The organism is Streptomyces albiflavescens, assembly GCF_014645835.1.
GTDB lineage: Bacteria > Actinomycetota > Actinomycetes > Streptomycetales > Streptomycetaceae > Streptomyces > Streptomyces albiflavescens.
The window spans coordinates 1-20,461 of the sequence record NZ_BMMM01000014.1; the positions used below are offsets into that span (position 1 = coordinate 1).

At 69.0% G+C, this 20,461-nt stretch carries 14 protein-coding genes and 7 pseudogenes; 12 read left to right on the top strand and 9 right to left on the bottom strand.

The window, feature by feature from the left end:
* From IEY95_RS32390 to IEY95_RS32415, 6 genes and pseudogenes are all read right to left on the bottom strand, one after another.
* Positions 1–144, bottom strand: a pseudogene (locus tag IEY95_RS32390) (sulfate ABC transporter substrate-binding protein); the annotation flags it as partial.
* A gap of 230 nt (positions 145–374) precedes the next feature.
* Positions 375–476 carry a putative leader peptide gene (locus IEY95_RS50825; RefSeq protein ID WP_373294587.1) on the bottom strand — a complete coding sequence of 34 codons (102 nt, stop codon included), beginning with the start codon at positions 474–476 and terminating at the stop codon, positions 375–377.
* A 143-nt stretch (positions 477–619) separates the two neighbouring features.
* Positions 620–1,078: an RrF2 family transcriptional regulator gene (locus tag IEY95_RS32395; RefSeq protein ID WP_189189744.1), complete on the bottom strand. Its 459-nt coding sequence runs from the start codon at positions 1,076–1,078 to the stop codon at positions 620–622.
* 319 nt (positions 1,079–1,397) lie between these two features.
* Positions 1,398–2,627, bottom strand: a complete 1,230-nt coding sequence (locus IEY95_RS32405) for an acyl-CoA dehydrogenase family protein (RefSeq protein WP_189189745.1) — start codon at positions 2,625–2,627, stop codon at positions 1,398–1,400.
* Positions 2,628–2,640: 13 nt separating this feature from the next.
* On the bottom strand, positions 2,641–3,210 hold the full coding sequence (locus IEY95_RS32410; RefSeq protein ID WP_189189746.1) for a winged helix-turn-helix domain-containing protein: 570 nt from the start codon (positions 3,208–3,210) through the stop codon (positions 2,641–2,643).
* 402 nt (positions 3,211–3,612) lie between these two features.
* A pseudogene (locus tag IEY95_RS32415) lies at positions 3,613–4,283 on the bottom strand (ABC transporter permease family protein); the annotation flags it as partial.
* 687 nt (positions 4,284–4,970) lie between these two features.
* Between IEY95_RS32415 and IEY95_RS32420 the strand changes: the two are divergent.
* Together IEY95_RS32420 and IEY95_RS32425 are read left to right on the top strand one after the other, a co-directional pair.
* Positions 4,971–6,107 (top strand): annotated as a pseudogene (locus tag IEY95_RS32420) (LLM class flavin-dependent oxidoreductase).
* On the top strand, positions 6,104–6,640 hold the full coding sequence (locus tag IEY95_RS32425) for a GNAT family N-acetyltransferase (RefSeq protein ID WP_189189747.1): 537 nt from the start codon (positions 6,104–6,106) through the stop codon (positions 6,638–6,640). The pseudogene IEY95_RS32420 and the gene IEY95_RS32425 overlap by 4 nt, the downstream one beginning before the upstream one ends.
* A 123-nt stretch (positions 6,641–6,763) precedes the next feature.
* On the opposite strand, the pseudogene IEY95_RS51095 reads toward IEY95_RS32425, so the two are convergent.
* Positions 6,764–6,922, bottom strand: a pseudogene (locus IEY95_RS51095) (IS256 family transposase); the annotation flags it as partial.
* Positions 6,923–7,456: 534 nt separating this feature from the next.
* On the opposite strand from IEY95_RS51095, the gene IEY95_RS32435 reads away from it, so the two are divergent.
* The gene (locus tag IEY95_RS32435) at positions 7,457–8,854 is read left to right on the top strand and encodes a sulfatase family protein (protein ID WP_189189749.1); all 1,398 of its coding nucleotides are present in this window, start codon (positions 7,457–7,459) and stop codon (positions 8,852–8,854) included.
* Positions 8,855–8,975: 121 nt separating this feature from the next.
* On the top strand, positions 8,976–9,863 hold the full coding sequence (locus IEY95_RS32440) for a formylglycine-generating enzyme family protein (RefSeq protein ID WP_189189750.1): 888 nt from the start codon (positions 8,976–8,978) through the stop codon (positions 9,861–9,863).
* Positions 9,864–10,080: 217 nt separating this feature from the next.
* On the opposite strand, the gene IEY95_RS32445 is transcribed toward IEY95_RS32440, so the two are convergent.
* Positions 10,081–12,543, bottom strand: coding sequence for a SpoIIE family protein phosphatase (locus IEY95_RS32445; protein ID WP_189189751.1), 2,463 nt, complete (start codon positions 12,541–12,543; stop codon positions 10,081–10,083).
* 206 nt (positions 12,544–12,749) lie between these two features.
* On the opposite strand from IEY95_RS32445, the gene IEY95_RS32450 reads away from it, so the two are divergent.
* The 6 genes and pseudogenes from IEY95_RS32450 to IEY95_RS32475 form a co-directional block, all read left to right on the top strand.
* The gene (locus IEY95_RS32450) at positions 12,750–13,841 is read left to right on the top strand and encodes a substrate-binding domain-containing protein (RefSeq protein WP_189189752.1); all 1,092 of its coding nucleotides are present in this window, start codon (positions 12,750–12,752) and stop codon (positions 13,839–13,841) included.
* Positions 13,842–13,956: 115 nt separating this feature from the next.
* Complete coding sequence (locus IEY95_RS32455) at positions 13,957–15,264, top strand: ABC transporter substrate-binding protein (protein WP_189189753.1); 1,308 nt, start codon at positions 13,957–13,959, stop codon at positions 15,262–15,264.
* 149 nt (positions 15,265–15,413) lie between these two features.
* Positions 15,414–16,415 carry a carbohydrate ABC transporter permease gene (locus IEY95_RS32460; protein WP_373294591.1) on the top strand — a complete coding sequence of 334 codons (1,002 nt, stop codon included), beginning with the start codon at positions 15,414–15,416 and terminating at the stop codon, positions 16,413–16,415.
* Complete coding sequence (locus IEY95_RS32465; RefSeq protein WP_373294588.1) at positions 16,412–17,332, top strand: carbohydrate ABC transporter permease; 921 nt, start codon at positions 16,412–16,414, stop codon at positions 17,330–17,332. Before IEY95_RS32460 ends, IEY95_RS32465 begins: the two co-directional genes overlap by 4 nt.
* A gap of 2 nt (positions 17,333–17,334) precedes the next feature.
* Positions 17,335–18,390, top strand: a complete 1,056-nt coding sequence (locus tag IEY95_RS32470) for a hydroxyacid dehydrogenase (RefSeq protein ID WP_189189754.1) — start codon at positions 17,335–17,337, stop codon at positions 18,388–18,390.
* A 13-nt stretch (positions 18,391–18,403) separates the two neighbouring features.
* Positions 18,404–18,739: pseudogene (locus IEY95_RS32475) on the top strand (sugar-binding domain-containing protein); the annotation flags it as partial.
* Positions 18,740–18,964: 225 nt separating this feature from the next.
* Here IEY95_RS32475 and IEY95_RS50830 read toward each other — a convergent pair.
* Positions 18,965–19,039, bottom strand: a pseudogene (locus IEY95_RS50830) (hypothetical protein); the annotation flags it as partial.
* A gap of 18 nt (positions 19,040–19,057) precedes the next feature.
* Here IEY95_RS50830 and IEY95_RS32480 point away from each other — a divergent pair.
* Positions 19,058–19,396, top strand: a pseudogene (locus tag IEY95_RS32480) (beta-galactosidase small subunit-related protein); the annotation flags it as partial.
* A gap of 50 nt (positions 19,397–19,446) precedes the next feature.
* Positions 19,447–20,364, top strand: a complete 918-nt coding sequence (locus tag IEY95_RS32485; protein WP_189189755.1) for an alkaline phosphatase family protein — start codon at positions 19,447–19,449, stop codon at positions 20,362–20,364.
* The last annotated feature ends 97 nt before the right edge of the window (positions 20,365–20,461 follow it).

Below are 20,461 nucleotides of genomic sequence, written 5' to 3' on the forward strand. Positions count from 1 at the left end.
GATCTTCTTCGACCCGGCGGCGACCTTCGCCTTGGTGTCGTCCTTCGCCTCGGAGCCATAACTGCAGGCGGCGAGAGCGAGGAGCGGGAGCGCGGCTATGACGGCGATGGTGCGCAGGGCGGTGAGCGGTCTTGCGGCAGACACGGAGGTGTCCTCTCAGGGGATGGGTGATCAGGGAGGTACGGAAATGCGAGGCGTACTGCTTGTCGGCACGAACCGACACTCCACTCCTTGGTCATCGGCGGCAGGCATGCTGTCGCGGGCTGAGAAGTGGAATGTGGGGGGGCGTAGTCAGGCCAGGCTGCCCGATCCGCCGACGGAGGCGGAGCGGCGGGGAGGCAGCGCTGGTTCGGAGAGCGTCAGGTTCTGTGGCGTCAGAGGGGGCGACAGATGGCGCTGGACGTACGGCCGAGGTCGATGTGACGACGCGAGGTCAGAAGGGGCAGCAGCCGGGCTGAGCGGTCGAGCGTTCTCATGGCCACCCCCCACAGATGATCCCTAGTTTTCCTACCTGGTTGATAGGGATCGTGGCAGAACGTGGTGCCCGCCCCAAGGGGCTGTTCATATTATGGACGGAACCATCTCGCTTTTTGGGATGAGCCGTGCGTGGCCCGGCGTATCAGGGGTTTACCCAGGCGCTCGGAGCGTTGGTCAACGCGGATACATCGGCGGGCAGTTGGGCCGATGCGACGTCGGCGAGCGACACGCCCTCAAGGATCTCGCGCACGTTGGACCGCAGCGCGATCCACAAGGGGAGCAGCGACTCGGCGGGGCCGGTGTAGGACAGTTCCGGGGGTCGGACCCCACGCACCGAGACCAACGGTCCGTCCACGGTGCGTATGACGTCGGCGATGCTGATCGACTCGGCGGGCTTGGCCAGTCGGTAGCCGCCGTTGCCGCCGCGCTGGCTGAGGACGAGGCCGCCCCGGCGCATGTCGTTGAGGATGCTTTCAAGGAATTTGTGCGGGATGTCCTGGGCGTCGGCGATGGCCTCGGCCTTCAGTGGCCCGTCATCCCGTGACGCGGCGAGTTGCAGCGCGGCACGTACCGCGTAGTCCGCCCTGGCTGAGATCCGCATGTGTGCATTATCCCGTACGGCTTCGGTCGGTGTCCGCTGCGGCCGGCCGCTGGACAAGGGCAGGTGTCCCCGCCCGGCGGCCGAGGGGCTCAGGCCGCGGCGGGCGGGTATGGGGAGGCGCCGGCGCCCTCGATGACGTGGCTGAGGGGGCCGTCGACACCGGCGGGGACGATGCTGACCGCGCTTACCTCGGGGCCGGCCCATGGGTGACAACACCGCTCAGACGCCCACCCGGCCGCGAGCTGCCGCCGACCCAGCGGACGGACAATCGTGGAAGATGCGCGCCCTGTCACTCATCCGGCGATCCGGGTCGTCACGCTCAGGCAGGCAGTGTGAACGGAGGGTGCGCACCGTTGAGGAAGTAGTCCCCGACATCGCGGAGTCGGTGGGCGACGGGCTCGTACAAGGTGTGCGTCCGGGCATTGCGCCAGAAGCGGTCGAAGCCCAGCCGCGATGACGCGGAGCGGGCGCCGATGATGTCGAGGGCGCGGGCGGTGGATTCCTGCGCAGCCCGGGAGGCAGCGGCTTCGGCCACGGCCACGAGGACGGAGATCTCCGCGTACTCGTCGTAGGTGAGGTCTTCGCCGCGTGCCAGCCCGCCGTGCACGGCTTCCAGTGCCTGCTCGGTGAGTGCGGAGGCGGAGCGGGCGAGGACGGTGAGTTCTCCGTAGGCGGTCAGCACCTGCGGGTCCTGGGGAGAGCCGACCGGCCAGGCGGAATGCCGGGGTGAGTGGCCCGGCCTGCTGTACTCACGGGCTTCGGCGAGCACTCCCTCAGTCATGCCGAGAAGGAGTTGGACGGAGAGGAGACGTCCGACCGGCGAGGTGAGAGCGGCCAGGGGTGACAGGACATCCTCGTCCGCGGAGAGGGAACCGAGTACGTTGTCGGCAGCGACCGGTACGGCGTCGAACTCTACGCTGCCGCCGGCCGCGAGCCGCTGGCCGAAGGTGTCGGCGTCGCCCTCGATCCTCACGCCGTGATGGGCGGGATCGACGACGACGGCGAGTGGTTCGCCTGTGTCGGCCCGCTGGGCGCGCACGGCGAGGCGGTCGGCGACCAGGACCCCCGTGGCGTAGCTCTGCCGACCGTCGAGTACGTAACCCCTGGCTTTCCTGGCCAGCGTCAGAGGCAGTTCCTGACGGGCGAAACCACCACCCCAGCACCACTGCTCCGTCGTGGACTTCCGCTCGACCTGGGCGGCGAGGGCGGGCTCGGTGAAGAACCGGGCGCTCCACGACAGGAAGTAGTGGCAGCCGAGTAGTTGACCGATCGCGCCGTCGGCGGCGGCGATCTGCCGGACGACGGTGTAGGCCGTGGGCCAGTCCTCGCCGCCTCCCCCGACCTCGGCCGGTATGAGGAGCGTCAGCAGTCCCGCTTCACGCAATCGGGACACCTCGTCGAATGGGGCCTTGCCTGCCTGCTCCCTGGCCACCGCATCCGTGGCCAGGTCGTCCGCCGTGTCGCGGGCCACGCGCAGCCAGTGCGCACGGCCGGGCCCGGTCCGGTCGGATTCCGAGGCGGGGCCGAACGGCGCTGTGGCAACGCCCATGGCGGTGGTCTCCTCAAGGTCGGCGGCAAGGTGCGGTGTCGGGGTTCTCTTGCTGGTCGGGCGCGTACTTGTAGCCCACGCGCCGTACGGTGACGATCCGGTGCCGGTGAGCACTGCCCAGCTTGCGGCGTAGCCGCGCGATGTGGACATCGACGGTGCGGCCGTCGCCGATGTGGTCGTAGCCCCAGATGCCGGCCATCAACTGCTCGCGCGAATGTACATGGTGGGGATGCAGAACGAGATGGGCCAGCAGCCCGAACTCCAGGTAGGTGAGGTCGAGTTCGCGTCCGTCGAGTTCTGCGACACGTCGCGCGGGATCGATGCGGACGACACCGTCTCCCGTCTGCTGCACGGGAGGTGAGTCCGTGTAGGCGACCGGTCGGATCTCCGGCCGTGTCACGTCCTTGGCGAAGAGCCGGGCGGGATCGGTGCCCTCGGGGACGAGCACGAGGTAGCCGACGAGGGGTGCGGAACCGTGTCCCTCCTCGCCTTCCTGTGCGGTGTCGCCCACGAGGCGGAGATGACGCATGTCGGCGAGCGGTGGATCCGATGGAGTGGCCTGGGCCGGAAGTGCCGTGGTCATGGCGGTTGTCCTTCAGGAGTACGTCGGGCCATCAGGCGTAAGCGGGTGGATTCGCCTCGTCACCTGGGATGACAGAAGGAGCGCAGTGGCATGCGCAACGTGTGAGCCGCGTGCACTACACGCCACAGCAAGCGGCGCTGACGACGTGACCAAAGTCGACATGCCGACGACGAACGAGTCGTAGCTGCGTGTGGGTCATGTGCATCATCCTGCGCACCCGCTGGGCAGGCCGTCAATGCTTTCCTAGTAAATCGATAGGAAATGTAGGGAACGCAACACCGCACGTCGCCTCACCGGCCGCCGTCGAAACGCCCGCCGAGCCTCGGGTGCGGTCGTCCTGTCCAGCCGGGCACGAAGGGCGGCCAGATGGCCCTTGAGTCTCTGAAGAGCCATGGGTGGCACCGCGCGGGCGGAGCCACGCGCGTCATGGCGCTCGACGTAGAACTGACCCTGACTGAGCACGGTTGTGACGGCGATGTACCAGAGGGCGTCAACCATCAGCGGGGGGTGACCTGGTAGGTCCGCTTGTTGACCAACTGCACCGAGTACAGCAGATCGTGCACGGCCAGCACGCTGACGATGCTGGTGCGGTTGCCGAGGCGGAGCATCGGGGTAGAAGGCGCCGATGTTGAACCAGAACAGCAGCTGCACCAGCAGTGGGGTGGAATGGAAGGTCCACACGCAGCCCCAACTCAGCCTGAGTAGTACGGGTTGGCAGACAGCCGCATCATGGGCCGGGGGGTGCCGAGCAGAAGACCGAGCACCATCACCCCGCCGCTCAGCCACAGGGTGGGTAGCAGCCCGTCGAGCACGGTGGCGGTGGTGAAGTACCGGCCGACCGCGTCCCTCTGGAAGACGTGCGCGGTTGCGGACGACGAGTTGACCACCATCGCGAAGACCAGCAGCCCCCGGCAGCGGTCAGCCGGCGGCCGGCATGCCGGCGGCACGATTCGCGGCAGATCGTCGTCGGGGACCGGGCGGTCCGCGGCGTGGCCGGAGGCTTTCAGGAGTCCTGCGGGTGGTGCGGAATCAGCGACGCGGGAGGGATGGGTGATGTCGGACGGCGAGACCATCAGGAGGCTCTCCGGGGAGAGCGAGGTACGGGCGTCGGTGACCACCCGCCGGCGCGCGTTCATGGATGCCGAGCGGACACAGCGCGGGTGCGGGGCGGTGGTTGGGTTTCGGTGTCATCACGCATGCCGCGTCCCTCAACGCGGCCGGTACGGCTGGCGCTGCGCGGCGGAGCCTGTCCGTTTGTGTGGGCGCACCGCGCGCATCTGTCAACCACGCCCAGGAACGGTTCAAGGTCGATCCGTCATCCGGGCTGCAGTTGACGAGAAGTGAGATGTACTGCTCAATTACTTTCATGAATGCCGAACAGCGCCTGGTCACCCGTGACCACATCGACTTCGGTCGGGTATGGTCCGCCGCGTGTTGCTGCTGATGCGGCAGCGGGCTGTCTGACCGGCCCTTGCCCTCTCGGTGACCCTGTCGCGGGCCGAGTTCCCCCCTTCTCGGCACCGTCATGCGCATGCGCTGAACACACGCTGAACCCGCGTATGGACGGTCCTGCGAGACCTGACACGCGCTGCCGCCGCCCGATCTCGCCCGAGGCCCATGCCCCGGCGTCACATCTGCTCACCACCTGGTTCCCAGCACCCTGAAACGCCGTCGCACCCGGCCGCACCGAGGGCTGCTCCGTCGTGCCCGAGTGCTGCCCTCGGCACGGCCCCAGAGGACTCGAGGAAAGGCCATCTCCCATGCCAGTGGAATTCCTTGGCATTGCCGCCACCAATGACGGCTCCGAAACCACCCCGCGCTCCGGCGCCGCCTTTGACAAGGAGTACACGCTCCGGCTCGCCCGGGCGCACGAGGACCACGGCTGAGACCGGGTGTTGTTCGCCTACGGTTCCGGATCGCCAGATCCCGCGCCGGCCGCCGCCTACATCGCGAGCAGGCTGGACCGCCTCCAGATCCTGCTGGCCCACCGGCCGAACGTCTCGTACCCGACCTTCGCCGCCAAGACCTTTGCCACCCTCGACCAGATCAGCGAGGGCCGGCTGACCGTGCACTTCATCACCGGCGGCAACGACCACGAACAGGGCCGCGAGGGCGACGCCCTCACCAAGGACGAACGCTACGCCCGCACCCGCGAGTACATCCGGATCGTCAAGAAGATCTGGACCGCCCACGAGCCCTTCGACCACGAGGGCGAGCACTACCGCTTCCACGACTTCGTCAGCGACGTCTTCCCGGTCCAACAGCCCCGCCCGAACGTATCGTTCGGCGGCTCGTCGCCCGCCGCGTACGCCGCAGGAGGCGCGGAGGCCGACATCTACTGCCTGTGGGGCGAGCCCCTGGCCAAGTGCGCCGAACAGATCGAGGCCGTGAAGGCCGCCGCGAAGGCCGCGGGCCGCACCGACGTTCCCCGCATCCAGGTCGCGTTCCGCCCGATCATCGCCCCGACCGAGGAACTGGCCTGGGAGAAGGCCCACCGCACGGTCGGCGCGATCAAGGCCCGCAAGGAGAAGGGCGAGCCGGTCACCAAGCGCCACAACGGGCACACTCAGCCACAGAACACCGGCTCGCAGCGACTGATCGCCATCGCCGAGGCGGGGGAGCGCTACGACCGCGCCCTGTGGACCCCGACCGCCGCTGCGACCGGTGGCGCGGGCAACTCCAATGCCTTGGTCGGCACGCCCGAGACGGTGGCCCAGGCGCTGCTGGACTATTACGACATCGGCGTCGACATCCTCTCCGCCCGCGGCTACGACCTGCTGGGTGACGCGATCGACTTCGGCCGGTACGTGATCCCGATCGTCCGCGAGGAGGTCGCCAAGCGCGACGCCGAGCGCGCGGCGCGCGAAGCGCAGAATCTCGCGGCGGTGCATGGATGACGTCCGTGGCACAACCACCGTCGCATGCAGCCCAGCTGACGGTCGTTCAAGTGACCATGTCCGACCCGAGGGTGAGACCTCTGCTGAGCGAACTCGCCGACGAGTACTCGACGCGCTACGGCAAGGACGCCCACGCCGAACTCGCCCTCTATCCCGACGAGGAGTTCACCGCCTCGCACGGCGGAGTGCTGCTCCTGCTCCTCGAACACGGCGATCCGGTCGCGGGCGGCGCCTTCCGCCGGTACGACGCGACCACGGCCGAGTTGAAGCGGATCTGGACGCACTCCGCCCACCGGCGGCGCGGTCTGGCCCGACGCGTCGTCGCCGAGCTGGAGCGTGAGGCGAGCGCCCGCGGTTACCGGCGGATCTACCTGACCACCGGTCCCCGCCAGCCAGAGGCCCGCAGCCTGTACCTGACGACCGGCTACACCCCGCTGTTCGACACTGAGGCAGACCCGGAAACCATCGGCCCCCTGCCTTTCGAAAAGCACCTGCTGGCCGCAGCACGTCAGGGAACAGCAGCCAACTTGTGAGCGCCCGTGGCCGCACTCGACAGCGGCAAGTTCCGCGAGGGACTCCTGCGCTGCCTCGAACCGAACACCTACCTCAGTGAGCATGTCTCGATGGTGTTTCGCCAAGTGGTGTAGCCACTGGGCGAGCCGAATTGGGCCGTGCTGCAGAGGAAGCTGACGGTCGTCGTCGGCCGGTTTCGTGGTGAGGAGTTCGACCATGGAGGCTTCGGAGAGGTAGCGGCGGTCGAAGACCTGCCATTCGTCGTGGAGTTCGGCCAGGACCGTGGCGGCGAGTCCGTCGAGGATGCACGCCCGGAGACAGCGTTGCCGACGCACATCGATCCTGCCAGGCGGCCCGATGTGCGGGTGGCCACCAATGGCCCGCTACGTCCACCTGACGGATGACCCCTGATTTCATACTCCGTGCATAGAACAGCATGCTCCGCTTCCTCTATTCTCACGGCATGGCAGCAGAAGGAATGCTCGCTGCTCGTCGGCATGTCGACTTCGGCAGGCTGGCGAGCGCGCTGTGTACGGTCGCCACGGCGTGACCGCCGAGGTCGGTCGTCTGCCGTCCGACCAGTGAGCCGGGTCTTGTCCGGTCTGGTCCCGGCAGTGATCCGGTTCTGATCCGGTCAGTTCGCGCCATATCGCCATCGTTACGGGATCCCCACCTGGCGCCCGGCCATCCCAGCGCCCGACTCCCGTCTCTTCCTTGTATCCGGCAGAAATTGCCGTACCCGCGCGGGCGCGCGACGTTCCCGAATTCCGCGTATTCAGAATGCGGTTCCGCATGCCCGCGCCGCCACTTTGATGGACCACAGGAGGAAACGACCCATGAGTCACGACAGACCGCAGGTGAGCCGGCGCGGCTTTCTCGCCGGTACGGCGGCGGCAGCCGCCACGGCAGCCGCACCCGCGATAGCCCAGGTTGCGGCCGCAGGCCCGGCTGAGGCTGCGACCCGCCCCAACATTCTGCTGATCGTCACCGACGACCAGCCCAAGCACACCGACTGGGCGATCCAGAAGACCATCAACTGGATCGCCGGGCAGGGCGTGAAGTTCACCAACGGCCACGTCACCACGCCGCTGTGCGCTCCGTCGCGCTCGTCGGTCTTCTCGGGCCGCTACGCCCACAACCATGGCGTGCGGGACAACGGCCACGCGTACAACCTCGACCAGAGCACCACGGTGCAGCGCTACCTCAAGCAGGCGGGCTACCGCACAGGCCTGTTCGGCAAGTACCTCAACTCCTGGGCGCTGTCCGACAGCCCGCCGCACTTCGAGGACTTCGCGTTCCTCCAGCCGGGCTACGTCGACGCCCAGTGGAACGTCAACGGCACGGTTCAGACGATCAACGGCTACACCACCAACATCATCAAGAACAAGACGCTCAACTTCCTGGACAAGGCCGCCACGGACACCCGCCCGTGGTTCGCGTACGTCACCCCGTACGCGTCGCACGAGCCCAACACGCCCGCCGCCCAGTACGCCAACACGGTCGTGCCCGACTGGAACGGCCGTCCCTCCGTCCCGGAGAACGACCGCAGCGACAAGCCGCAGTACGTGAAGAACGCGACCAACACCCTGGCCGACGGCCAGGCGGTGCGCAAGCGGCAGCTGCGGACACTGCTGTCCGTCGACGACGCCGTCCAGGCGTTCAAGGACAAGCTGACAGCCCTGGGTCAGCTGAACAACACCCTGGTCATCTACATCGGCGACAACGGCTTCCAGTGGGCCGACCACGGCCTCCTCGGGAAGGGGACGCCGTACTCCCCGGCCCACGAGGTGCCGTTCTACCTGTCCTGGCCGGCCGCCGGCCTGAACGCCGGGACCACCGACAACCGTATCGTCGGCAACATCGACATCGCCCCCACCATCCTCGACGCGGCCGGGATCACCCCGAACACCCCGCAGGACGGCAAGTCGCTGCTCGGCTCCTTCAGCCGTGACCACCTGCTGGTCGAGTGGTGGAAGCAGGGCAGCACGGGCGTCAAGGACACGTGGGCGTCGTATGTCGCCAAGGACAAGCAGTACGTCGAGTACTACGACCTGTGGACCGACGCCAACGGTAACGAGACCGGCACGGGGCAGGTGACCTTCCGGGAGTACTACGACCTCGTGAACGACCAGTACCAGCTGACGAACAAGCTCTACCAGGCGACGCCGGCAGCCGAGCAGAACCTGGGCATTCCGGCGCTGGCCTCCCAGCTCGCCGCCGACCGCGCGAGCTAGCGGCACCGCCTCCCACAGCACCATCCGGCCGCTTCCGTCCCCCGGCCGGTCCGCACCATCCGGCCAGGTGCCCGCTTCCCCTGCGGGCGCCCGGCCGGCCCCCTCGACTCTCGGAGATGCCATGCCCTCCTGCTGCACACCCGGCCGAGGCGCCCTCACGATTACGCCCGCTGCGTCCACTGCTTCGTCCCGACCACAGGCGGCACTCCGGATCGCGAAGCAGCTGATCGACCTTCCCGGCGGGCGGTTCCTCATGGGCGGCGACGATCCGGACGGTATTCCGGCCGATGGCGAGGGCCCGGTCCGCGAGGTCGAGGTTGCCCCCTTCCGAATCGCCCCGACGACCGTGACCAACGCCCAGTTCGCGACCTTCGTCAAAGCGACCGGCTATGTCACCGAAGCCGAAAGCTTCGGTTTCTCCTTCGTCTTCTTCGGCCTCCTCTCCGACGAACTCGCGAGCGATTCACCGCCGGTTGAGGAAGTTCCCTGGTGGCGCGTAGTGGATGGCGCGACCTGGCGCCACCCCGAGGGCCCGGGGTCTTCCTTCACGGCGCGGCAGAACCACCCCGTCGTCCATGTGTCCTGGAACGACGCGCAGGCATTCTGCGAGTGGTCCGGTACGAGGCTGCCCACCGAGGCGGAGTGGGAGTACGCGGCCCGCGGCGGTCTTGTCCGCCGCCGCTACCCCTGGGGCGATGAACTGGCCCCCGGCGGCCGGACGATGCTCAACATCTGGCAGGGCACGTTTCCCACTGACCACACGGGCCCGGCAGGACCCGGCACGGTACCCGCGAAGTCCCACCGCGCCAATGGCTACGGCCTCTACAACACCGTCGGGAACGTGTGGGAGTGGTGCGCCGACTGGTTCAGCCCAGACACCTCGCGGGTTATGCGCGGCGGCTCCTACCTGTGCCACGACTCCTACTGCAATCGCTACCGCGTCGCGGCCCGCAGCCGCAACACCCCCGACAGCTCCACGGGCAACATCGGCTTCCGCGTGGCGGCTTGAGCGGTGGCCCGAGCCGTTGCGCGTCCCGGCGTCCAGCGGCGCTTCACCGACGCCGACGGGATGTGCCTGACCTGCTGCGCCACCAACACCAAGATCCTGCCAATCGCAGCCCTCGAACTGGATGGTGTCCCTGCCCACGGCGTCCGTGACAGGTTGATGTGGCGCCCAAAGACGTGGACTCCACCCGGGGCCGTAGAAGCCGCAGGCGGCATCTACGTCAGACCGCCGGCTCCGTGAGGGACTGCTCGGCCCAGATGATCTTTCCTTCGGGGGTGTAGCGGGTGCCCCAGCGCCGGGTGAACTGGGAGATCAGGAACAGCCCGCGGCCGCCCTCGTCGGTCGTCTTCGGATGGCGCAGGTGCGGGGAGGTGGCGCCACCGTCGAACACTTCGCAGATCAGGGACTGTTCGGTGATCAGCCGCAAGCGGATCGGGCCGGCGGCGTGCCGAATGGCGTTGGTGACGAGTTCGCTCACGACCAGTTCGGTGGTGAAGGCCAGCTCGTCCAGGCCCCAGACGCTCAGCTGTTGGGTCGTGGCCTTGCGGGCCTCGGCGACGACTGCCGGGTCGATGCGCAGGTCCCAGGTCGCGACCTGCTCGGCCCCCAGTCGCCGGGTGCGCGCCATGAGCAGCGCCACGTCGTCGTAGGGGCGTGTCGGCACGAGATCGTCCACGATGGTGCGGCACATTCCGTCCAAGGGCTGTCCGTGCGCCTCGAGCGCGCGGCGCAGCCGCTCCCGGCCGGCCGCCGGATCCCGCCCGGTTCGGGGTGTGGCGATGAGCCCGTCGGTGTGCAGCGCGAGGACACTGCCCTCCGCCAGCTCCAAATCGACCGATTCGAAGGGCAGTCCACCCCTGCCGAGCGCGGGACCGTCGGGGACTTCGACGAACGTGACGGTGCCGTCGGGGGTGACGATCGCGGGTGCGGGATGCCCCGCACTCGCCAGGCAGCACTGCCCGCTCACCGGGTCGTACACCACGTACAGACAACTCGCCCCTACCGCCTGCATGCCGCTCGTGCGGGTGTCGGCGCCCGAGCCCTCCTCCCGCGCGGCGCGGCTGACCAGGTCGTCGAGGTGGGCGAGCACCTCCTCCGGGGACAGATCCAGGTCGGCGAGGGTCTGCACGGCGGCCCGCAGCCGGCCCATCGCGGCCGCGCCGTCGATGCCGTGTCCCGTGACCTCTCCCACCACCAGGGCCACCCGGGCCCCGGACAGCGGAATGACGTCGAACCAGTCCCCGGCGAGCCCCGTCAGCTCGTCGGCGGGCCGATAGCAGGCGGCGACCTCCACCGCGTCCTGCTCGGGAAAGAGGTGGGGGAGCAGATTGCGCTGCAGGACGAGGGCAGCGTCACGCTCGCGGGTGTAGCGGCGGGCGTTGTCGAGGCACAGGGCCGCCCGGCCGACGAACTCCTCGGCGAGGGCCAGATCCTCCTCGTCGAAGGGGTCCTGGCGGCCATGCCGGAAGAACGTGGTGATGCCCAGTGTGACGCCGCGGGCACGGACAGGCACGATCATCACGCTGTGCAGCCCGAGGTCGAGGAAAGTGGCGGCCCGACCGTCGGGCGTACCGGCGTCCCACTCCCGGGTGAGCGGGTCGAGCCGCTCCTCGCGCCAGGACTCACCGTCGATCAGGCACCGGATCGGGGGAGTCCCGGCCCCGTAGGACGCCACGTCGCCGATCTCGACGGCGGTTTCGGGGACTCCACGCTGCACTGACTGTTGCCCCGCGCGCCGCAGTGGCACCGCGTCCGGGTCATGCCCCGGACCGGGCGTCGGCTCCGCTCCCTTGAGTACGGACTCCAGCAGGTCCACGGCGACGAAGTCGGCCAGCCCCGGCACCGCGACGTCGGCCAGCTCCTGCGCGGTCTGCGGGACATCCAGGCTGCGGCCGATGTGCTGACCGGCCCGGTCCAGCAGGGCGAGCCGCCGGCGGGCACGGAAGCGCTCGCTGACGTCGACGACGGTGTAGTAGACGCCGATCGGGTGGCCGTGGTCGTCCTCCAGCCGGACGAACGACATGGAGTGGGCCGTCTCGCGGTGTGGCGCGGACCGAACGCGGCCGACGTGCTCATAGGAGACCACCGACTCGCCGCTCTCCAGCACCCGGCGCATCTGAGCCTCGAGCCGCTGGGCGTCCAGGCCGGGCTGTACATCGGCGAGCCGTCGTCCCAGCCGGTCGTGTGGCGGGCCCCCGCCGAACTGCTCCAGGGCGGCGTTCGACCACACGTACCGCAGGTCGGTGTCCACGATCGCGATGCCCACCGGAGAGCGGGCGGTCATCTGTTCCAGCGCGGAGCGGCTCATGTCCCATCCGGGACCGCCGGCCAGATCCGCGAGCAGCACCACCCAGTGCGCCGGGCCGCCGCTGTGCTGCACCGGAATGACTCGAATCATCGAGAGGACCGGGTGCCCGTCCCGGTGGCGTACGGACAGCAGACCGGTCCAGCCGCTGTCTGCGTGGCACCGCTCGATCAGATCGGGGACCCTCGCCGCGTCCTCGGGGACCAGCAGATCGGCCGCGGGCCGTCCCAGCACCTCGGCGGCCGGATATCCCAGCAGCCGCTCGGCGTCCGCGGTCCAGCTGGTCACCGCCATCCGGGCATCGAGCAGCAGTGGCGCGGCGTCCGCCATGTCGAAGCGCTGACGGGCCAGCACATCTCGTTCCTCGCTCGCACCCACTGCGACCCTCTCCGCTCCCCGAAGGTGGTCTTACCCTCCTCGTGCCCATTCTTCACGTTGCACGACCGGAGTGTGGGTTGTCCGGGCTTGTCCGATCGTATTGATCGAACCTGATCGATGCGATTGTGGGCGTACAGTGAGTACACGGGATCACGCTCCGCGTTCGCCCGTAGTTCGTCCGTCCGGCCTTGCCCCAGGGGGAGTCCATGCGACTGCACGTCGACCAGCGTCATGAGCGGGTACTCGAACTCGTCCGGGAGCGCGGCAGCCTCCGGGTCGCCGATCTCGCGGCCGAACTCGGAGTCTCCGCGGTGACCTTGAGGCGTGACGTGGAGGCGCTCGCCGCACAGGGCCGGGTGCAGCGGCTGCACGGCGCGGTGGTGTGGCCGGGCGACGCGGCCGTCGAGGCGCAGCCCCGGCAGGAGTCCGCCGAGGGCACTGTGATCGGAATGATCGTGCCGACCACCAATTACATCTTCGCGGACATCGTCCGGGGCGCTCGCGAGGCCGTCGGCGCCCAGGGCGGCCGATTGGTCCTCGGGATGACCGGATATGTCGACTCCGAGGACGCCGTGCAGGCGGAACACCTGATCGCGGGCGGTGCGGAGGGCCTGCTCGTCGCGCCCAGCTGGTTCGGCGGTGTGCCCATGGGGGGCCAGGAGAAGTGGCTGCTCGACTGTGCGGTGCCGACCGTCCTGGTCGAGCGTTCCGCGCCGGCCGGGAACCCCGCGGCCGGCCTCGACCGGGTGCGTACGGACCGGGCGCACGGTGCCGCCGTGGCCGTGGGCCACTTCGCCTCCCTGGGGCACCGCAGGATCACCGCCGTGCTCCAGGAGGGCCCGCACGCAGCACAGATCTCGGCGGGCTACCTGGCTGCGGTGCAGTCCCTGGGCCTGGACGTCGATTCCGGCGCGCCGTCGGTGCGCGAGCACGGGGACTACGAGGCCAGCATCGACTACCTCGTCGAGGCCGTGGAGAAGCGCGGAGTGACGGCGGCGCTCGTGCACAGCGACGAGGACGCGATCGTGCTGGTGCCCAAGCTCCAGGCGCGCGGTATCAGAGTGCCCGAGGACCTCGCGCTGATCGCCTACGACGACGAGGTGGCCGGTCTCTCGGATGTCCCCCTGACGGCCATCGCGCCGCCCAAGCGCTCGGTGGGGGAGCTGGCCGCGAAACTGCTGCTCCAGCGGCTCGCGGAACGTGCGAGCGGGCAGCGCCCGGCACCCCGTCAGCATCTCGAACTCCTCCCCGAGTTGAGGATCCGTTCCTCCTGCGGTGGCGATGCGCTCGCATCATGAGCGTTGCGCGATCGTTTTGATCGTCTTGGTCGAACGCTCTTGACTCTGATCGTGTGCGCACAAAAGATGTCCTGCATCCGCCTCTTCCCGTACGAGGTCTCGTAGGAGCCGTGCCATGTCGCGCACTTCACGTTCGTTCCGCACAGCCGCAGCCGCCACCATCGCCGCCCTGGGCATGCTCGCCACCGCATGCGGTGGCGACGGTGGCTCGACCGACAGCAAGTCGGACGGCAAGCCGGTCACCATCAACTACTGGACCTGGACTCTTGGGGCCAAGTCGACGGTCGAGGCGTTCAACAGGACGCACCAGGACATCCAGGTCAAGTTCACCGAGATCCCCAGCTCCACCGAGGGCTACAGCAAGCTCTCCAACGCGGTGAAGGCGGGCAACGCGCCCGACGTGGCGACCATCGAGTACCAGATGGTCCCGGAGTTCGCGGGCCAGGGAAACCTGATCGATCTGACCAAGTACGCCGGTGAAACGGTCAAGTCGAAGTTCCCCGCGACCATTCAGAGCCTGGTCACCTTCGGCGGCAAGACCTGGACCGTCCCGTACGACGTCGCGCCGCAGCTGTACTACTACCGCACCGACCTGTTCAAGAAGTACGGCATCGAAGTTCCCAAGACCTGGGACGAGTTCAAGACCGCCGCCGCGACGGTCAAGAAGAAGGACAAGAACGTCCGGCTGGCCTCCATGCCGAAGTCGGACCCGGCGCTGCTGGCCGCCCTGTCCTGGCAGGCAGGGGGCAAGTGGTTCGCCACCGAGGGCGACGCCTGGAAGCCCGGCGTGAACGACACACCCAGCAAGAAGGTCGCCACCTACTGGGACGGCCTCATCAAGGACGACCTCGTGCAGTCGTTCACCGCCTACAGCCCCGAGGAGACCAAGGCCCGCACCTCCGGCAAGACGCTCTCCTTCCTCGGCGCCTCCTGGTCCGCGGGCGGCATGAAGACCGCCATGCCCGACCTCAAGGGCAAGTGGGCCGCCGCACCCATGCCGAACTGGGGCACCGCAGCCAGCGGCAACTACGGCGGCACCTCCTACGGTGTCCTCAAGGGCAGCAAGCACGCCGAAGCGGCGGCCGAGTTCATCAAGTGGCTCACCACGAACAAGGCCGGCGTCGAGGCCCGCCTCGCCGACCTGGAGTCGCCCAGCAGCGCCCTGCCGGCCAACCCGGAGATGCGCGAGGTCGCCGCTGCCAAGTTCGACACCTCGTACCTGAACGGCCAGGACCTCTACGAGCTCGCCTCCGCACAGGTCGACACGATCGTCCCGGGGTGGACGTGGGGCCCGAACCAGATGGACGTCTACACCGCGGTCCAGGACGCGACGGCCAAGTCCGGCTTCGCAGCCGGCGTCGACACCGGCCAGCAGAAGGCCGAGGCGGGGATCACGGAGCGCGGGCTGAAGCTCGCCAAGTGACCTGACGGGGTAGGGCCGTTCGCGGCCCGTGTCCGAGTCGGACTCGGACACGGCCCGCGGCCGGCCCCGTCGCCCCGGGGCCGTTCCCGTGGCCCCGGCACTCCTGTCACCCCGGGGTTGTTCCCGTCGCCCCGGCACTTCCGTCTCCGATCGCCTCCCCGAAGCGTCCAGCCCGCCAAGGAGTCACCGTGGCAGCACCTGTCGCCCCCGCCGTGAAGGCCCGGCGCCACCCCCCGACGAAGCCCCCGGGCACTTCGAAGCTCCGGCGCAGTCAACGCCGGGCCGCCACCCTCTTGATCACCCCCTTCTTCGTCCTGTTCGCCGCGGTCATGGCCGCGCCCATTGGCTACGCCGTGTGGATGAGCCTCTTCCAGGAGCACTCCTCGGGGCTCGGCTTCGGCGGCACCGAGCGGGTGTTCTCCGGATTCGGCAACTACACCAAGGCGCTGTCCGACACGGGCTTCCGGGACTCCTTCGTCCACATCGCCCTCTATTGCGCGCTGTACATTCCGGTGATGATCGGCGGCTCGCTTCTCCTCGCGCTGCTGGTCGACTCCGCGATGGCCCGGGCCAAGCGGTTCTTCCAGCTCGCGCTGTTCCTGCCGCACGCGATCCCGGGACTGATCGCTTCGGTCATCTGGATCTACCTGTACACCCCGGGCCTCAGCCCCGTGCTCGACTGGATCGGCGCCCTCGGCGGCTCATGGAACTTCTACAGCAACGATCATGTGCTCTCGTCCATGGTCAACCTCTGCGCCTGGCAGTGGATCGGCTACAACATGGTCATCTTCTACGCGGCCCTTCAGGCCGTTCCGCGCGAAATGATCGAAGCGGCCGTCGTGGACGGCGCGGGCGCCATCCGCACGGCGCTGCAGATCAAGGTGCCGCTGATCGCCTCCGCGGTCGTCATGACCGTTCTGTTCACCTGCGTCGGCGCCATCCAGATTTTCACCGAGCCCAAGCTGCTCAACCAGCGCGGAGCGCCCTCCATCGACACCGAGTGGTCGCCGACCCTGTTCATCTGGAAGGCCGGCTTCGTCCAGCACGACTACGGCCTCGCCGCCGCCGCGTCCCTCCTGCTCGCCCTGCTCGGCGTCCTCCTCTCCTACATCGTCACCCGGCTCGGCAACCGGTGGAAGGCGGCGTCATGAGCTCCCTCACCCACACCACAACCCCGGCCAACACACCGGTCGAGCGCAAGGCCACCCGGAGCGCGGGCCGCCGGACCTCGCCCAACGCGCTGCTCTCCAAGGGCGTCGTCAACGCGCTGCTGATCGTCGCCGCCTTCTACACCCTGATGCCGGTCAGCTGGCTGCTCTTCGCCGCCACCAAGAGCGACCGCGACCTGTTCTCCACCTCCGGCTTCGCCCTCGGCGACTTCAACCTGTTCGCCAACCTGCATCACGTCTTCACCTTCAACGACGGCATCTATCTGCGCTGGTTCGGCAACAGCATCCTGTACTCGGTCGTCGGCTCGGCCGCCTCGACATTCTTGTGCATCGCCACCGGCTACGCCTTCGACACATACGACTTCAAGGGCAAGGAGAAGCTGTTCGCAGCGGTGCTCGGCGGAGTCCTCGTCCCCACCACGGTGATCCAGCTGCCGATGTACCTGCTCGCCACCAAGGTCGGGATCGTCAACACCTACTGGGCCCTGCTGCTGCCCGCCCTGGTCAACCCCTTCGGCGTCTACCTCGCCCGCGTCTTCTCCGAGGGCTACGTGCCGAACGAGGTCCTGGAGGCCGCCCGTGTCGACGGCGCCGGCGAGCTGCGCATCTTCGCCGGGATCTCTCTGCCGATGCTCGCACCCGGCTTCATGACCATCTTCCTGTTCTCCTTCACCGCCAGCTGGAACAACTTCTTCGGCGCCCTCGTGATGCTGAACGACGAGAAGCTCTACCCGGTCAATCTCGGTCTGTTCATGTGGAACAGCGTCACGCAGCAGCAGCCCGAGTACTACTCGCTCGTCATCACCGGCTCGCTCGTCGCCGTCGTCCCGCTGATCGTCGCCTTCGTCTGCCTCCAGCGTTTCTGGCGCTCGGGCCTGACCGCCGGCGCGGTGAAGTGACCATGCTCGTACCGGAAGGCACCCTCCTGAACAGCTCGGACCGCACGACCGCGGCGCAGCTCCCGCGGACCGCCCTCGCCATGGGGCCGGAGATCCACCGCTCACTGCTGGCCGAAGGCGCACTCGACCGGCTCCGGTCCGTCGCCTCCGTGGACACCTCTGCGCACATCGCCGATTTCGCCGCGGCCGACGACGTCGAACTGGCCGCCGTGGAAGTCCTGTTCACGCACTGGGGCGCGCCGCTCCTGACCGAGGACACGCTGCGTCGTATGCCGCGGCTGAGAGCCGTCGTCCACGCGGCCGGTTCCATCAAGCACCACGTCACCGATTCCGTATGGAAGCGTGGCATCACCGTCTCCTCCGCGGCCGCCGCCAACGCCCTCCCCGTCGCCGAGTTCACGCTCGCCGCGATCCTGTTCGCGAACAAGCGGGTCCTCGACATCGCGCGCACCTACGCACAGTCACGCGAACAGCCCGCGCTGCTGCCGTACTTCACCGGCTACGGCAACTACCACCGCACCGTCGGCATCGTCGGCGCCTCCCGCATCGGACGCCGCGTCCTCGAACTGCTCCGCCCACTCGACCTCCACGTCCTCCTCCACGACCCCTACCTTGACCGGGGCGACGCCCGAGCCCTGGGCGCGGAACTCGTCGGCCTCGACGAACTCGTCCGGCGCAGCCATGTGGTGTCCATCCACGCGCCCCAACTCCCCGAGACGCGCCACATGTTCGACGCGCGCCGGCTCGCGCTCCTGCAAGACGGCGCTACGCTCATCAACACGGCGCGCGGTTCCCTCGTCGACACCGACGCGCTGACCGAGCGTCTCGTTTCCGGGCGCATTCACGCTGTACTCGATGTGACCGAACCAGATGTACCCCCCGCCGCATCGCCGCTCTACACCCTGCCCAACGTGCTCCTCACTCCGCACATCGCCGGCTCTCTCGGCAACGAACTCGGCCGCATGACGCACTGGGCCGTGGACGAGGTGGAGCGCTACGCACAAGGACTCCCGTTCACGTACGCAGTCGGCCCCGATGAGCTGACCCGCTCGGCCTGAACAGGAGTCCCGCATGGCTGACTTGGACACCGGCTACGTCGAGGACCGCTCACCGGGCCACGGCCGCCGCGCACCCCGCGCCTGCTTCGACTCCGACGCCCCACGCCTCGCACTCGACGGCCCCTGGCGCTTCCGAGCCGCCGCCGGACTCGCCGATCTCACTTCAGGATTCGAGGCGCCCACCTTCGACGACACCCACTGGGACCGGCTGCCCGTCCCGTCCTGCTGGCAGCTGCACGGCGTCGGCGCGCCCGCGTACACCAACGTCACCTTTCCGTTCCCGATCGACCCGCCGCGCGTCCCCGACGACAACCCGACCGGGGAGTACCGCCGAGAGTTCAGCCTCCCCGGCGACTGGCCCACGGGCCGGAGCAACGTCGAGTTGGAGATCACCCAGGCGGCGCAGGGTGCCGGTGGCGGGGTCGAAGAGGGCCGCGCCGATTTCCAGCCGGTCGGCGATGCGCCGCGCGCTTGCGCGATGTCCGCCGTCGTACGGCTGCGGCGGCTCGCCCGTCACGGCCTGGCCCCACGCGATCTCGTGGCCGGCCCTGGCCCAGGCTTCGTCGTGGGCGAGTTCCGCGACGACGGTGAGGACGCGCTCGCCCTCCCCGGCGTGCGGCAGCTCGGGCCAGCGCACCACGGTGTGCACACGACCGCCGCGGCCCGCCTGGGCCGGTTCCGGCGCGGCGTCGACGCGATGCAGACCCCGTATGTCCGCCCCCAGGAGAACGGCAACCGCCGTGAGGTGCGCTGGGCCCGGCTGACGGGCGACGCCGGCGGCCTCGAGGCGACCGGCGGTTTCGACCTCACGGTGCGCCGCTGGACCAGCGAACAACTCGACGCGGCCCGGCACACCACCGACCTCACCCCCGGGGACAAGGTGTACGTCCATCTCGACGCGGCCCACCACGGCATCGGCACCGCCTCCTGCGGCCCGGGCGCCCTGCCGGAACACACCCTGCACGCCCGGCCCACCACGCTCCAGCTGGTCCTGCGCGCCCTGTGACCGCCGCACGGAGCAGTCGGTCCGTGACCGCCTCACCGAAGGGATCCCCCATGTCCGACGCCGTCCACCGCGTCCTGGTCGTCGGCATCGACGGCGTACGCCTCGACACGCTGCGCCGCCTGCCCACCCCGCACCTGGACGCCCTCGCGGCGGACGGCTTCCTCGCGCCGATCGAGGTCGACGACCGCACCCCCACCATGTCGGGCCCCTGCTGGGCGACGATCGTCACGGGAGTGTGCGTCGAGAAGCACGGCGTGTGGAGCAACGACTTCACCGGCCACCGCCTCGATGTCTTCCCCGACTTCGCCACCCGCGTCGCCCGGCAGAACGGCCGCCGCACCTTCGTCGCGGCGGGCTGGCAGCCGCTCATGCAGGTTCGCGACGGCGGCCCCCTCTTCCGCGCCCCGTCCAGGACCGCGTACATCTCCCCGGCCGAGGACACCCCCGAGGCCTGGGAGAGGTGCGACGAACAGATCACCGAGGAGGCGGTAAGCGTCCTCGCCGACGACGACATGGACGCGTCCTTCGTCTATCTCGGAGCTCCGGACGAGACCGCGCACTTCCTCGGCTGCGGCGACACCTACGAGGCCGCGGTGGAGCGCGCCGACGAACGCGTCGGCCGCCTGCTGGCCGCCGTACGCTCCCGGCCCGCGTACGACAGCGAGCCATGGACGGTCCTGGTCGTCACCGACCACGGACATGTCGACACGGGCGGCCACGGCGGCCGCTCCCCGCAGGAACGCACGGCCTGGCTGATCGCCGCCGGTCCCGGCCTGCGTTCGGCACCTCCGCCGATACGTCATGTCGATGTCGCCGCCCAGGTGTTCGCGTCACTGGGGTGTGACACCGACCCGCACTGGACACTCGATGGCCGTCCGTTCGCGGCCATCGGGACCGCGGGTCTCCGGGCGTCGGAGGGGACGCGCGGAGACCCGCACACTCAGCAGCCGGTCGTCATCGTCGGCTGAACGGCGGTGAGGGCCGCCGACGGACAGCGCGCTCCCGAATGCCGACGAGGCCGTAACCACCGCCCGCCGGTGGGCGAGTTGGCGGCGAGTCGTGGAG